Here is a 14,976-nt window from a genome sequence, read left to right as displayed (position 1 = left end):
ATGATCACTCCCGAATCCGCAAGCTCCGACATCCCCGACGTGACCTCTGACGGGAGCGCGCCGGAAGGCGCCACCTCTCCCCGCGAGTTCCCCATCCAGCGGGGCTGTCCTTTCGCGGCGCCGGAGGAGTACGACGCTCTGCGCGCTAAGGACCCGGTGGCGCGCGTGACACTGCCGACCAAGCGCGAAGCCTGGGTGGTGACCCGCTACGACGACGTGCGGGAGTTGCTGTCGGACCCGCGCGTCAGCGCGGACATCCGCCGTCCGAACTTCCCCGCGCTTGGCGAAGGGGAACAGGAGGCCGGAGCCAAATTCCGTCCCTTCATCCGCACCGACGCCCCCGAGCACACCCGCTACCGACGGATGCTGCTGCCGGAGTTCACGGTGCGCCGGACGCGCGCGATGCGGCCCGCCGTACAGGCACGCGTGGACGAGATCCTGGACGACATGCTCGCCGCCCAGGGACCGGTCAACTTCGTCTCCGTGTACGCGAACGCCGTGTCCACCTCGGTGATCTGCGAACTGCTCGGCATTCCCCGGGAGAACCTGGAGTTCTTCCGGGACGTCACCCGGATCTCCGGCTCCCGCAACAGCACCGCCGAGCAGGTCTCCGAAGCCCTCGGCGGTCTCTTCGGTCTCATAGCCGACCTGGTTACCAAACGGCAGGAGGAACCCCGCGACGACCTGATCTCCAAGCTCGTCGCGGACCACCTGAACACCGGCAACATCGCACTGAACGAACTGCTCTCCACGATCGGCATCACGATCAACGCCGGCCGCGAGACCAGCACCAGCATGATCGCGCTGAGCACCCTGCTCCTCCTGGACCGGCCGGACCTGATGGAGGAACTGCGCGGCGACCCCTCGCTCATGCCCGCCGCCGTCGACGAGCTTCTGCGCGTCATGTCCGTCGCCGACTCAATCCCCCTGCGGGTCGCCACGGAGGACATCGAGCTCTCCGGCCGGGTGGTTCCCGCCGACGACGGTGTCATCGCCCTTCTCGCCGGGGCCAACCACGACCCCGAGCAGTTCGACCACCCGGAACAGGTCGACTTCCACCGGACGGACAACCACCACGTCGCGTTCGGCTACGGCGTGCACCAGTGCGTCGGGCAGCACCTGGCGCGGCTCGAACTGGAGGTCGCCCTGGAGACGCTCATCCGCCGCGTGCCCACGCTCCGGCTCGTAGGGGACCGTGAGCAGGTCGCGTTCAAACACGACTCGGCCACCTTCGGCCTCGAAGAGCTGATGGTGGCCTGGTGACCGGCGCCTCTCTGCCGAACGCGTCCTCCCGCACCGGTGTCGAGGGTCGCCGTGCCCGGCGCACCGACAGCCCGTGGATCAGGCGTTGGAGCGACGGGGCCGCCGCCCGGCTCACGCTGATCTGTCTTCCGCACGCGGGGGGCAGCGCGAGCTTCTACCGGTCCTGGGCCGCGCTGCTGCCCCCTGAGGTGGAGTTGCTCGGCGTCCAGTACCCGGGCCGCGAGGACCGCTTCGAAGAGCCGATGATCGACAGCATGGGTGAGCTGGTGACGGCTCTCGCGGAGGGCCTCGTGCCCCTGCTGGACCGGCCGTACGCCCTGTTCGGGCACAGCATGGGGTCCGCGATCGCCTGGGAACTGGCCCATGAGCTGGACCGCCGCGGGGCACCCGGTCCGCGGCGGCTCTTCGCCTCCGGCCGCGCGGCTCCCGGCACGGCGGTGGTCGGTGACGTGCACCGCCAAGGCGACGACGTGCTCTGCGCCGAACTGCAACGGCTGGGCGGTACCAGCCGTGAGGTGCTCGACGACCCCGGGCTGCGTGCCCTGATCCTCGGGATCGTACGCAATGACTACCGGCTCATCGAAACGTACCGGCCGGCCCACCGGCCGCCGTTGCACTGCCCGATCCACGTGCTGACCGGCAGCGCGGACCCCGAACTCGGCGAGGAGCGCAGCCGTGACCGGGCCGGCGGCTGGGCGGACCTCACGACCGCCCGCACCGAGGTACGGACCTTCCCGGGCGACCACTTCTACCTCACCCCGCAACGCCGCGAGGTCGTAGCCACCGTCCTGCGTCGGATGGACCCCTCGCTGACCACGGGCGGCCACACCTGGCCGAGCACGCCGTGAGCCGCCGTCCGCCGGCCGCGCGAACACGGCCCGCACGAACGCAGTCCGCACGCCCTGCCGCGTACGCATGGAGATCCTTGTGATCGACTACTACTCGACCTCGGCCGAGTTCTACGAGCTGGTCGCCACCCGGCACACCGCCAGCAGCGGACCGCCGCTCAGCCAAGTCCTCAAGGGTGTCGACGTCTCGCACGGCCCCGTGCTGGAGATCGGCGCGGGTACCGGACGCGTGACCGAGGTCATCGCCTCCGCCCTGCCCGAGGCCGAGATCATCGCCGCGGAACCCTCGGCCACGATGCGCGCCATGCTCACCTCCAGGGTCGCCCGCGACCCCGACCTGCGGCGCCGGGTGACCGTGGTCGACGGCGCGGCACAGGACCTTCCGCTGCCCCGACGGCTCTCGGCCGTGGTCATCTTCGGAGTGGCGGGCCATCTCACGGTCACCGAACGCGTGGCGCTCTGGAAACGCCTCGCCGCCCGCCTGCCCGACGGCGCGCCCATCGTCGTGGAACTGATGGGTGTCTCCTCACCACGCACCATCCCACCGGTGATGTCTCTCAAAGAGACCATCGGACGCCAGACGTACGAGTGGTGGATCGGCGGCGAACCCACCGAGGGCGACGCCATGCGGTTCACCACCACCTGGAAGGTCCTGCGGGACGGCCGCACCGTGCGTGAGGTCGCCGACAGCTATGTCTGGCACACCTTCGACGTCGCTCAGCTCGCCCGAGAAGCGGGCATGACCAGCCGCCGCGTCACCGAGGCGGGCGGTCGCCCCATCCCCGAAATCGGAGTCCTCGTCAAGTGAAGCCACAGCCGCCCGGGCAGGACCCGGACTCGACTTCCCCCACCGCGCGGACCGAAGCGCCCCCGCCACCGTTGCGCGGACTGCTGGAGCCGGTCCGCGGGCCACTCGCGCTCGCCGTGGGCCTCCAGGCCGTCGCGGCTCTCGCCGGCGTGGTTCCGTTCATCGCCGTCTCCCGCATCGCGAACCGCCTCACCGCAGGCTCCCGCGCCGGCGGCGACGACCTGTGGCCGCTGGTCACGCTCGCCTGCGCGGCGGGCCTGCTCGCGCTGGTGTGCGGTACGGCGGCCGGCGCCGTCGGCCACCTGGCCGACAACGACCTTCAGCTCACGCTCCGCCGCCGGCTCGCCCGGCACATCGGGCGGCTGCCGCTCGGCTGGATCACCACCAAGGGGTCCGGCGAGGTCAAGCAGGCGGTGCAGGACGACGTACGGGCGCTGCACACGCTGGTCGCCCACACCCTGCTCGATGTCGTCGCCGTGCTCACCGCACCGGTGCTGGCACTGGTCTACCTGTTCACCGTCGACTGGCGCCTGGCCCTGATCAGCGTGCTGCCGCTGGCCCTGGGCGTGTTCCTGTTCAGCAGGGCCATGTCGGGTGCGGCGGCGCAGATGGCCGAGTTCGGAGCCGCACTGGGCCGTATCTCCTCCGCCGCCGTGGAGTTCGCGGGCGGAATCGCCGTCCTGAAGACCTTCGGACGCGGGCGCAAGGCCCACGAGCGGTTCCTCAACGCCACCGAAGGATTCGCCGACTTCTTCTCCCGCTGGGTACGCGCCACCGTGGTCACCTCCACAGCTGCCGTACTGGTGGTCTCCCCGGCCGTCGTGCTGCTGCTCCTGTCCGTGGTGGGCGCGGTATTCGTCACCAACGGCTGGATCACCGGCGCGGAGTTCGTGCCCTTCCTGCTGCTCGGCCCTGCCGTCGCCGCCCCCATGGGCGTTGTCGGTCCCCGCATCCAGCAGATCCGGGCCGGCCAGGCGGCCGCCGTCCGTATCTCCGCGCTGCTGGACACAACCGTCCTGCCGGAGTCCACGACACCCGCCGTGCCGGAGGGCCACGACGTCTCCCTGCGCGGTGTGTCCTTCTCCTACGACGGCCGCACCGACGCGCTCAGCGGCATCGACCTCGACCTGGCCCCCGGTACGGTCACGGCGCTCGTCGGCCCTTCCGGCTCGGGCAAGTCCACGCTCGCGTCGTTGCTGCTCCGCTTCCACGACGTCACCACCGGCACGGTGACCGTCGGCGGCGTCGACATCCGGGACGTCCCCGCGGCCGAGCTGTATCGGCGCGTCGGCTTCGTCCTCCAGGACGTGCGGCTGCTGCGGGCGAGCGTCGCCGACAACATCCGCCTGGGCCGCCCCGAGGCCACCGACGAGGAAGTGGAGCGGTGTGCCCGCGCGGCCAGGATCCACGACCGCGTCATGGCCCTGCCCGACGGGTACGCGACCGAGGTCGGCACGGGCGTCACCCTGTCCGGGGGAGAGGCGCAGCGCCTCTCGATCGCACGGGCGTTGCTCGCCGACGCCCCCGTCCTCGTCCTGGACGAGGCCACCGCGTACGCCGACCCGAACTCCGAGGCACTGATCCAGGACGCGCTGTCCGCCCTCGCCAGCAACCGCACCCTGCTGGTCATCGCGCACCGGCTGGCGACCATCCGCACCGCCGACCGGATCGTGGCCCTCGACGGCGGACGCATCACCGAACAGGGCCGCCACGACGACCTGTTGGCCGCCGACGGCCTTTACGCCCGCCTGTGGGAAGCGCAGCAGGAGGCACTGCCGGTCCCGTCCGACGGGGTTCCCCGCCAGGTCACCGCCCGTCCGGTCGCGGGCGAGACCCGGGACGACATCCGAGAGGGAAGCTCACGATGATCCGCCAGCTCTACCGCGTCCTCGGCCCCGACGGTTCACGTCCGTTGAACCGCCTGCTGGTCCTCCTGGCCGGCGCGGCCGTCCTCCAGGGCGTCGCCTTCGCCCTCCTGGTGCCCGTACTACGCGCGCTGCTCAGCGATCATCCGAGCCACGTGTGGCCCTGGCTGACCGCACTCGTCGGCTGCTCGCTCGGCTACGCGGTACTGCAGGCTGCCGCCCTCAGCGGCGGCTTCACCGTCGGCTCGCAGCTCTCCCGGGTACTGCACCGCCGTCTGGCGGACCGCGCACTGGACCTGCCGCTCGGCTGGTTCACGGCCGGACGGGCGGCCGAATTCAGCCGGCTGGCCGGGCAGAACGTCATCCAGGTGATGAACATGCCGGCCCACCTGCTGCGGCCGTTCGTCAGCTCACTGCTGACCCCCGTCACCCTCGTGGTCGCGACGCTCTTCTTCGACGTGCGGACCGCACTCGTACTGCTGGTCTGCGCTCCCGTGCTGTTCGCCGTACACCTGGCGAGCACCGCGGTGATGCGCCGGCTCGACCAGGGCCGGGACGGAGCTATCGGGGAAGCCGCCGACAGGGTCCTGGAGTTCGCGCAGAACCAGCCGGTCCTGCGGGCCTTCGGGCGCACGGTCGAAGGCTACGGGGCGTTGGACGACGCCCTGGTCGCGGAGGCACGCGCGGACCGCCGGCTCATCGTCCGTGGACTGCCGGGCCTGGTCTCCTTCGCCTTCACCACCCGGCTGGTGTTCGCCCTGCTGCTGGCGCTGGGCGTGTCCTGGGAACTGGACGGTTCGCTCACCGTCCCCACCCTGCTGGCACTCCTGGTGCTGCTGGTCCGGCTGATCGACAGCCTCTCGGGAGCCGCCGACGTCGGCGCCGGCATGCGCATCGCCCGCAACAGCCTGGAACGGCTCGGCGCGGTCCTGGACGAGACCCCGTTCCCCCAGCCCGCCGAGCCCAAGGTGCCTCAGGGCGCGAGCGTGGAGTTCACCGGTGTCGGCTTCCGCTACGACACGGGGGAAGCCGGTCGGCCGGACGCGGAACCCACGACCCCGGTACTCAACGATGTGACCTTCCGCCTGCCCGAGCGCAGCATGACAGCCCTGGTCGGCCCCTCCGGCGCCGGCAAGACCACGGTCGCCAGGCTCCTCGCCCGCTTCTGGGACGCCACCGACGGCACCGTCCGGATCGGAGGCGTCGACGTACGGGACATCGCTCCCGAAGAGCTGGCCGCCCACGTCTCCCTGGTCTTCCAGGACGTGTACCTCTTCGAGGGCACGATCGAGGAGAACGTCCGCATCGGCGCCCCCGACGCCGGTCCCGAGGAACTACGCAGGGCTGCCGCACTCTCCGGACTTGACCGTGTGATCGAGGTGCTCCCCGACGGCTGGGCCACCAGGGTCGGGGAAGGCGGCACGAGGCTTTCCGGAGGCCAGCGTCAACGCGTGTCCATCGCCCGTGCTCTCCTCAAGGACACTCCGATCCTCGTCCTCGACGAGGCCACCGCCGCCCTGGACCAGGAGAACGAGGCCCTGCTCGCCGAGACCGTCCGCACTCTCGCCGACCGGAAGACGCTGCTGGTCATCGCGCACCGGCTCAGTACCGTCGTGTCCGCCGACCAGATCCTCGTCCTGGAGGACGGCGGGATCACCGAGCGCGGCACGCACGCCGAACTGGTCACGGCGGGCGGGACATACGCCTCCTTCTGGGAGCAGCGAGCGCACGCACAGGGCTGGCGGCTGGAAGCGGCACGCACATGACCCGGGACCGGGTGCGCGTGACCGGCGAACGAGCCCAACGGCAGAGGGAAGGCATACGACGATGAGCATCGGTTCCCGGACCGGCTGGGACGAGTGGGCGAGGGCGGTTCCCCCGCTCCGGTGCACGAGCACCCTGGAATCCCGCCACGACCCCGCGGTCACCGCCGTCCACCTCGCCAGGGCGGGACTGGCCGACCAGTACGCCGTGTACGAGAGGGAAGGCGTCTGGCACTTCGCGGCCGGCTCGGCCGTGACCCTCACCGCCACCGCGGACCGTCTCACTGCCAGGGCCGACGGAAGGACCTGGACGTCCGAGACCGGCACGCAGCCGCTGGAAGTGTTCGCCGAGGCCCTCGCCGTACTGGCGAACGCGGGGGGCACAGAGCGTCACTTCTACGGCTGGGCCGCCTTCGAGCTCGCGCACGTCCTCCACGGCGACCCGGCGGCAGGCGGCACCGGGCCTCTGCTGCACGCCCTGGTTCCGTGCGTAGAGGTGTCCCTGACGCCCGACCGGGCTGTCATCCGAGCAGTCGACGAGGCATGGGCGCAGAAGGCCGGCGACCTGCTCGCCGAGCCGCCCGCCCCGCAGGACACGGTCGGCGAGGTCACGCCGACCGACGCCGAGCGCATCATCGCCGAGGGCACCACGGCCTATGGGCAAGCCGTGGCCCGGACCGTCGCGGATATCCGGGCGGGACTGCTGGAGAAGGCCGTCCTGTCCCGGAAGGTGCCGCTGACCGCCGAGCCGCGTACCGACTTCGCCGCCTCCTACCTCGCGGGCCGACGCGCCAACACCCCGGCACGCTCCTATCTGCTGGACCTCGGTGGGCGCAGAGCGGCCGGGTTCAGCCCCGAGACCGTACTGGAGGTCCGGGAGGACGGACGCGTCAGCACCCAGCCGCTCGCGGGCACCCGCGCCCTGGACACCGACCCGGCGGAGAACGAACGCCGGCGGACAGAACTGCTCACGGACCCGAAGGAGATCCACGAGCACGCGGTCTCCGTACGCCTTGCCTGCGACGAGATGGAGGCGGTCTGCCGCCCCGGCTCCGTGGTGGTCGAGGAGTTCATGACGGTGAAGCCGCGCGGGTCGGTACAGCACCTGGCCTCGCGCGTCACGGGCCGACTGCGGTCTGAGGCCGGCCCGTGGGGTGCGTTCGCGTCACTGTTCCCCGCGATCACTGCCACGGGCGTGTCGAAGCGAGCCGCTCTGGGCGTGCTGGCCCGCTACGAGGAGGGGGCCCGCGGCCTCTACGGCGGTGCCGTGTTCCGGGGCAGTACTGGCGGCTCACTGGATGCGGCCCTCGTCCTCCGCACGCTGCTGGGGGAGGGAGACGAGGTCTGGCTCCGTGCGGGAGCCGGTGTCACCGGGCAGTCCGTCCCCGAGCGGGAGATCGAGGAGACGTGCGAGAAGCTTCGCAGCGTCGCTCCCCATCTCAGGTATGCCGATGGCTGACGCCTCTTCGCCTGCGCCACGAGCGGGCCCGGACCACCCGGCGGTCCGGACCCGCTCGTGCGCAATGACGCCTCGTCGTCCGCCAGGGCTTAAAGACGCTTGTAGGCGGAAATGATTACGCCCGAACGGTTGTCGGAATAGCGGTCGACCGGTGTCGAGGGGGAGGATCTGCCGTGGGTGAGCCCCTGCGTCTGCGGCCACGACTCGAACCCCCGCTCAGCTCACTGCTGGACGCCGGATCGTTCCTCCATTCCCTTGTCGATGCGCTCGGCTCACCGCTCAACGTACTGCTGCCGGAACGGATGGCCGAGAACGCACAACGGTTCCATGCCGTCTACCGCGAGCACCACCTGGCCGGACGCGTGTACTTCGCGCACAAGGCGAACCAGTCCAGTTCCCTGGTACGGCGATTGGCCGTGGAGGACCCGGCTGCCGTCGGCGTCGATGTCGCCTCACTCGGGGAGCTGCGCCATGCCCTGGGGTGCGGCTTCACACCAGACCGGATCATGGCCACCGGCCCCAAGGACCCGGAGTTCCTGTGGCTGGCGGCTCGCGTCGGGGTGACGGTGAACCTCGACTCACGGGGTGAACTCGACCAACTGGCCGAACTGGTGCGGAAGTACGCCCTTCCCCGGGTCGATGTCCTGCTGCGGCTCTCCGGATTCGAATCGGCGGGAGGCTCGGAGGAGCCCGGTGTGCGAATGCTCTCCCGGCGCAGCCGCTTCGGCTCACCGGCGGGGGAGGTGGCAGAACTGCTCTCGGCGGTCGAACGGCACCGCGACGCGGTCGAGTTGACCGGCATCGCGTACCACCTGGACACGACCGGTCTCACGGAGAAGGTCCGCGCGCTGGAGCGCTGTGTGGTGGTCATGGACGAGTGCCGGGCCCGGGGCCTGTCACCGCGCGTCCTCGACATCGGCGGCGGCTTCGGAGTCGGATACGTCGCCGACGCCGCCGAGTGGGACCGCTACACCACCGCGCTGACCGAGGCCGTTCTCGGGACCCGTCCCGCCCTGACCTGGCGCGGCCACGGCTACGGGCTGCGCAACGAGGGCGGCACAGTGCGCGGGGCAGCGGCCCTGTATCCGGCGTACCGGCCCACCGCCGGGCCCGACTACCTCAACGAGTTGCTCTCCCTGCCTGCGCCCTCCCTGGGCCGCCCGGCCGCCACCCTGCTCCTGGAGCACATGTACGACCTGTGCGCCGAACCGGGCCGCGCTCTCGTCGACCAGTGCGGACTCTCGCTGGCGAAGGTCCTGGACGTACGGCGGACGGGAGAGGGGACCGGGGAGTATCTGGTCCGTCTGGGCATGAACGCCGGGGACGTGAGCCTGGAAGAACACGGCGTACTCGTCGACCCCGTCCTGCTTCCGCGCGCCGGCGCGGAAGGGGAGAGCGACGAGGGTCCGGTGGGGGTGTATCTCGTCGGCAATCTCTGTCTGGAGGCCGATCTGATCACGCGCCGCACGGTCTTCCTTCCCCGGCTCCCGCGCCCCGGTGACCTGTTGGCTTTCGCCAACACTGCGGGCTACGCGATGGACTTCCACGCCCATCACGCCCAACGGCAGCCGCTCGCCCGCACCGTGGCCGTCGTACGAGAAGGCGACTCCTGGCGCTGGTGCCTGGACGAGGAGTACTGGCCGATCACACATCCCCAGGGAGCCTGGTCATGAGGTACGACAGCATCACGGAAGCCATCGGCAACACACCCTTGGTGCGCATCGACCCCGCCGTGCACGGCCTGCGCCACATCGACCTGTACGCGAAGCTGGAGATGCTCAACCCCTTCGGCTCGGTCAAGGACCGGCCCGCCTGGAACATGGCCCGCCCGCTGCTCGAAGCCGCCGTCGAGCAGGGCGAGACGGTCGTGGAACTCTCCAGCGGCAACACTGCCAAAGCCCTCGCTCTCCTCGCCGGCATGCACGGCCTGCGCTTCAAGAGCGTCACCAACCGGATGCGGGTGCCGGAGATCAAGGAGCTGCTCCTCCTGCTCGGCGCCGAGATCGAGGAGTTGCCCGGGCAGAGCGAGTGTCTCGACCCGACCGACACGGACGACCCGCTGACCCGCTTCCACCAGGCCCTGATCGAGCCGGGAAGCACGTATCTGCACACCGACCAGTACTTCAACCCGCTCAACACCGAGGCCCACGCGGCCGGTACCGGCCCGGAGATCATCAAGGACCTGGACGGACGTGCGCCGGACTGGTTCATCGGGTGCGTGGGTACGGCGGGTTCGTCGACCGGCGTGGCCCGGGTGCTGCGCGAGCACGACCCGGACGTACGCGTCCTCGGCCTGGTCGCCCACAAGTCGGACTTCATCCCCGGCATCCGCACCATCGACGAGGTCCACCAGGTCGGCCTGTTCGACCCGGCGACGTACGACACCATCGAGTCGGTCACCTCCGAGGAGGCCATCGACGGCATGCTGACCCTCATCCGCCGCTGCGGACTGCTGACCGGGCCGACCGGCGGCGGCGCCTACCTGGGTGCCGTACGCCATCTTCGGTCCGTGGAAGCGGAGTTGGCCGACTCGGACGAGCGCCGCACGGCGGTCTTCATCGTCTGCGACCGGGCCGAGAGCTATCTGAGCTATGTACGGCAGCGCCGCCCCGAGCTGCTCGGCCGGCCGCGCCGGGGCCACTCTGCCGCCGCTCTCACCGAGGCCGAGGTCCGGGACGGGGCGCGGGTCGTGGACATCGACGGCGCGCGGCGATGGATCGCCGGCGGGGAGCCGCGCCCGCTCGTCGTCGACCTGCGGGGTCCGCACGCGTACGCCGCGCTGCACATCGAGGGTTCGATCAACATCGTCGACGAGCTCTTCGAGGAACTCGTGCGCGACGGGCTGCCCTTCAGCAAGGCGCAGCCGGTGCTGCTGGCCTGCCCGGTGGGCGAGAAGTCGGCCCGGTACGCCGCGCTGCTGACCCGGATGGGCCATCCCGACGTGCGCAGCCTAGCGGGCGGCATCATCGCCTGGCGGGACGCGGGCGCGCCGCTGATACGCGAATGAGCGGCGTGCACCCCGGCTCGTGGGAGGAGCGGACCGTCGTGGCTTGGCAGCGCGAGTTGCGGGAGCAGTTCCCCATCATCACCGCTCACCCCGAGCTGGCCTACCTCGACAGCGCGGCCACCGCGCAGAAGCCCCGGGCGGTACTGGAAGCGGTTCAGTCGTACCTGACGACGTCGAACGCCAACGCGGGGCGGGGCACCTACCCGTGGGCCAACCGGACCACGGGGCTGGTGGAGCGCACCCGACGGCGGGTCAAGGAGTTCCTCGGCGACCCGGCCCCACAGCGGTCCGCCGTCCACTTCACCAGCGGCACCACCGAGGGACTGCGCGCCATCGCACGCGACTGGCTCACCTCGTTTCTCTCCGACGGCGACGAGATCCTCGTCCCCTTCGCCGACCACCGGGCCAATCTGGACCCCTGGCTGGAGGCCCAACGGCTGCTGGCCGACCGGGGAATCAAGGTCGGCGTGCGGGCGCTGCCGTACCAGGCCGAGTCGGGCGACTACGACCACCGGGCGCTGGACCAAATCGTCGGACCGCGCACCCGTTTCGTCGCCGCCACGCACCTCCATCACGTCTACGGCGGTGACATGAACGTGCACCGCATCCGCGCGGCCGTCGGTCCGGACGTGCCGATCTGCCTGGACGCCGCCCAGAGCATCGGCCATCTCCCGGTCTCCGTGGCCGATCCCGCGCTCGACGTCGACTTCGTCGTCTTCTCGGGCCACAAGGCGCTGGCCCTGCCCGGCACCGGTGCGGTCTGGGCAAAGAACGCGCGCGGCCCGGTCTTCGAGCCCGGCGGCTGGCAGGGCACCCCCAACACGGTGGGCATCGCCTCGCTGGAGGCGGCGCTCGACTGGCTGGAGGCGGCGGGCGTCGAGCGGATCGCGCGATGGACGGTCGCTCTGGCGATGCGGCTGACCGACGGACTCCGGCACCTCGCCTCCTACGAGATCCTGGGCTGCCGGTCCAGCCTGGCCGCCGACTCCGCGCTGCCCCTCCAGCAGCGCCGCCATGGCATCGTCACCTTCCGCCATCGCGGCATTCCATCCGACGACCTCGGCTTCATCCTCTTCAGCCATGGCTTCATGGTGCGGGCCGACAGCCTCTGCCAGGCAGGCGCCGACGAGAAGAAGGACGGCTCGGTACGGGTCAGCCTGCACGTCTACAACACCGCGGACGAGGTCGACCGTCTGCTGGCCGTGCTGGCGTCACTCGATTGAGGAGATAATGGAACCGAAAACCGTTTCCACCTGTAGATTCGGCAGTGACCGCGACAGGTGAGAGACGGAAGAGGTGGCGCGACCAGATGGGCGTGAGCATGGCGACGGCCAAGATGTGGGTGGAGCGCTGGGAACGGCAGCAGCAGCACTACGCCGTCGACCGTGAGGAGCGGTTCACCGTGATCGCGGACGTGGTCGAGCACGTGACCGCCGACCGCGGGCGGCCACTCCTCCTCGACCTGGGCTGCGGGCCGGGCTCGCTGGCGGCGCGGCTCGCCAGGCGCATGCCGAACGCGGAGATCGTCGCCGTCGACATGGACCCCGTCCTCCTGGAACTCGGCCGCACCCACCACCCGGACGCCGCCCGCTACGTCGACGCCGTCATCGGCGACGACGACTGGACCGACGCACTCGGTCTGGACCGGCCTCTGGACGCGGCCGTCTCGACAACAGCCCTGCACTACCTGGCCGAGCCGGCCCTCCTGCACACCTACCGCCGTCTCGCGGGACTCCTGTGGCCCGGCGGCGTCCTCATCAACGGCGACCACTTCCCCCAGAACGGCTCGCCCCTCTCGGAACTCACCACGCAGGTGGGTCGCCGCAGGGCCGAGCGATCACGCGCCCACGCGAACGAGGACTGGCACTCCTGGTGGGCCGAGGCGGCCCAGGACCCGGAACTCGCCGACCTGTTCACCGAGCGAGAGCAGCGACGGGCTTCGGCAATCGGCAGCGGCGGGGGCCACCTGACCGCCGCCCGCCATGCCGAACTGCTGCGGACGGCGGGCTTTCGCCATGTCACGTCCGTCTGGCAGTTCGGCGACAGCCAAGTCCTCGTGGCGGTCAAGGACTGATCCGCACCGGCTGCGACCGCCTGCGAGTCCACCGGGACGGCTCCCGGGCGGTCGCGGACGCCTGTCAGAGGACGAGACCCATCAGGATCTCGTCGCGGTCGTCACCGGGGGCCACCCGCAGTGCCCCCGGCCATCGGCCGACCTCCACCCAGCCCAGCTTGCGGTAGAAATCCTCCAGCCCCAGGCCGGACCGCGCGGCGAGCCCCAGCCGTTCCATGCCCATCTCGTCACGGGCGACGCCTGGGACGCGGCGCATCAACGCGGCACCGATCCCCAGGCCACGGAACCCGGTGTGCGTCTGCACGTGGTTGACCACGCCGCAGTGCGCGACGAGCGGGTGCGGATCGCGGCGAAGGAGCAGCCATCCCGCCAGCACGCCTGCCACGGTGGCCACGAGCAGCCTGCTCCGTTGCGATCGAGTGCCTGGACGATCTCGTCGAGCACCGGCCCGACCTCCTGCTCACTCACCGGCGGCAATGAGAACCCGTGCGGGATGACCGCTCCGCCGGCATTGCTCACCGCCACCCAACAGTCGACCAGCTCCCGCCGCAGGTCGGAGGTCAGTTCATGGGGCCGGGTGAGCTGTGCGAACTCAAGTGACGTCACTGCCGTGTGCGCTGTCATGGCGATCAGCCTGCCAGACGGTCCTGCGTCGGCGGGTTGGTCCATCGGGCGATCGCCGTCGTCAGCGCCATGTCACTTGCTGGAGTAGGGGAGGAGGGCCATCTCGCGGGCGTTCTTGATGGCCGCGGCGAGTTGGCGCTGCTGCTGAGCGGTGACGTGGGTGACGCGACGGCTGCGGATCTTGCCCCGGTCGGAGATGAACTTGCGCAGCAGGTTGGTGTCCTTGTAGTCGATGTAGGTGATCCCGGCCGCGATGAGCGGGTTGGAGCGGGACTTCACCGGCTTGCGCGTGACGATGCGTCGGGCCATGTGGCTTTCTCCGTTTCAGTGGGCGTGGCGTGGCTGTCGTGCGGGTCGGCTCGGCGGGTCACGCGGCGTCGAGCAGGGAGTCGAAGGCCGCGGGCAGGTGCTGCCAGCCTTTGGGTCCGGCCGCGTACTCGGCGTCGGTGAGCAAGCAGGAGTCGAGAAGCTGCTCGATGCCGGAGCGGTCGAGGCCGGGTGAGGTGAAGACGAGGTGCTGGCAGCGGTCGCCGTGCTCCGGATGCCAGTCCAGGGCGGCGGCCGCCCGCCGTACCGGGGGGACCAACTCCCAGGCCGCGTCGGGCAGGGAGGCGAGCCAGGGGCCCGCGCTCTCGACGCACAGGGCGCCGCCGGCCGCGTCCCAGGCGAGCAGGGTGTCGGACCGGTCGGCGAGCCAGAACCGGCCCCTGCTGCGCGCCGCCGCACAGCAGAGGTCTTCCAGCGCCTGGTAGAGGCGTTCGGGGTGGAAGGGCCGGGTGCGGTGCCAGACCAATGTCGCGACGCCTGCTTCGTCGGCGTCCTGGGGCAGGAGTGCACAGGCCGGGTGCTGGGCCGTGGCCGCCGCTTCGACATCGAATCCGGCGAAGGCCAGTTGCGCGAGTTCACCCGAGGCCGCGTCGACGTGGCGGGCGGTGGGGTTGAGCTGGGCCAGCAGGGCGTGGTCCTGTTCGTCCGCGTCCTGGCTGTCCACGAGGGCGAGGACGGGCGCGTACTCCAGTTGCCGGGCCCAGGTGTCACCGACGGTGCGCTGGTCTGTCGCTGCCGCCGCGAGTCCCGCCTCGGCCAGGTCGTCTCCGTGGGAGAGGTACGCCAGGACCAGGGCCGGGTCCACCGCCGTGATCACGTTGGTGAGCATCAGGTCGTCGCCGCGGGGGGGGGCGACGACCACCCCCAAGGGCATGGGTTAGACCGAGACCCACACCACCACAAACGCCACCCCCGTCAGACCCAGGCCGGCCCCACGC

11 protein-coding genes and 2 pseudogenes are annotated in these 14,976 nt (G+C 70.9%); 10 read left to right on the top strand and 3 right to left on the bottom strand.

The features are described 5' to 3' along the window. From ABZ396_RS10895 to ABZ396_RS10850, 10 genes are all read left to right on the top strand, one after another. Positions 1–1,263 carry a cytochrome P450 gene (locus ABZ396_RS10895; RefSeq protein WP_358916372.1) on the top strand — a complete coding sequence of 421 codons (1,263 nt, stop codon included), beginning with the start codon at positions 1–3 and terminating at the stop codon, positions 1,261–1,263. Next, complete coding sequence (locus ABZ396_RS10890; protein WP_358916370.1) at positions 1,260–2,111, top strand: alpha/beta fold hydrolase; 852 nt, start codon at positions 1,260–1,262, stop codon at positions 2,109–2,111. Before ABZ396_RS10895 ends, ABZ396_RS10890 begins: the two co-directional genes overlap by 4 nt. 79 nt (positions 2,112–2,190) lie before the next feature. Then, complete coding sequence (locus tag ABZ396_RS10885; RefSeq protein WP_358916480.1) at positions 2,191–2,919, top strand: class I SAM-dependent methyltransferase; 729 nt, start codon at positions 2,191–2,193, stop codon at positions 2,917–2,919. Next, complete coding sequence (locus tag ABZ396_RS10880; RefSeq protein WP_358916368.1) at positions 2,916–4,787, top strand: ABC transporter ATP-binding protein; 1,872 nt, start codon at positions 2,916–2,918, stop codon at positions 4,785–4,787. The genes ABZ396_RS10885 and ABZ396_RS10880 overlap by 4 nt, the downstream gene beginning before the upstream one ends. Beyond that, positions 4,784–6,550 (top strand): ABC transporter ATP-binding protein, encoded by a 1,767-nt coding sequence (locus tag ABZ396_RS10875; RefSeq protein WP_358916366.1) that lies wholly within the window; start codon positions 4,784–4,786, stop codon positions 6,548–6,550. Before ABZ396_RS10880 ends, ABZ396_RS10875 begins: the two co-directional genes overlap by 4 nt. 61 nt (positions 6,551–6,611) lie before the next feature. Further along, on the top strand, positions 6,612–8,006 hold the full coding sequence (locus ABZ396_RS10870; protein WP_358916364.1) for a salicylate synthase: 1,395 nt from the start codon (positions 6,612–6,614) through the stop codon (positions 8,004–8,006). 173 nt (positions 8,007–8,179) lie between these two features. Further along, positions 8,180–9,679, top strand: coding sequence for a Y4yA family PLP-dependent enzyme (locus ABZ396_RS10865; protein WP_358916362.1), 1,500 nt, complete (start codon positions 8,180–8,182; stop codon positions 9,677–9,679). Beyond that, positions 9,676–11,013, top strand: a complete 1,338-nt coding sequence (locus tag ABZ396_RS10860; protein ID WP_358916361.1) for a pyridoxal-phosphate dependent enzyme — start codon at positions 9,676–9,678, stop codon at positions 11,011–11,013. Before ABZ396_RS10865 ends, ABZ396_RS10860 begins: the two co-directional genes overlap by 4 nt. Continuing rightward, positions 11,010–12,236 carry an aminotransferase class V-fold PLP-dependent enzyme gene (locus tag ABZ396_RS10855; RefSeq protein WP_358916359.1) on the top strand — a complete coding sequence of 409 codons (1,227 nt, stop codon included), beginning with the start codon at positions 11,010–11,012 and terminating at the stop codon, positions 12,234–12,236. The genes ABZ396_RS10860 and ABZ396_RS10855 overlap by 4 nt, the downstream gene beginning before the upstream one ends. Before the next feature lie 86 nt (positions 12,237–12,322). Next, complete coding sequence (locus ABZ396_RS10850) at positions 12,323–13,087, top strand: class I SAM-dependent methyltransferase (protein ID WP_358916357.1); 765 nt, start codon at positions 12,323–12,325, stop codon at positions 13,085–13,087. Positions 13,088–13,151: 64 nt separating this feature from the next. Here ABZ396_RS10850 and ABZ396_RS10845 read toward each other — a convergent pair. The 3 genes and pseudogenes from ABZ396_RS10845 to ABZ396_RS10835 all read right to left on the bottom strand — a co-directional run. Beyond that, positions 13,152–13,711, bottom strand: a pseudogene (locus ABZ396_RS10845) (GNAT family N-acetyltransferase). 72 nt (positions 13,712–13,783) lie between these two features. Beyond that, on the bottom strand, positions 13,784–14,020 hold the full coding sequence (gene rpsR, locus ABZ396_RS10840; RefSeq protein WP_358916355.1) for a 30S ribosomal protein S18: 237 nt from the start codon (positions 14,018–14,020) through the stop codon (positions 13,784–13,786). Between the two features lie 58 nt (positions 14,021–14,078). Continuing rightward, positions 14,079–14,976, bottom strand: a pseudogene (locus ABZ396_RS10835) (GTP-binding protein); the annotation flags it as partial.

The organism is Streptomyces sp. NPDC005866 (assembly GCF_040629895.1).
Classification (GTDB): Bacteria; Actinomycetota; Actinomycetes; order Streptomycetales; family Streptomycetaceae; genus Streptomyces.
Note: the sequence above shows the minus strand (reverse complement) of the source record. Positions and strands in the feature narration are given on the sequence as shown.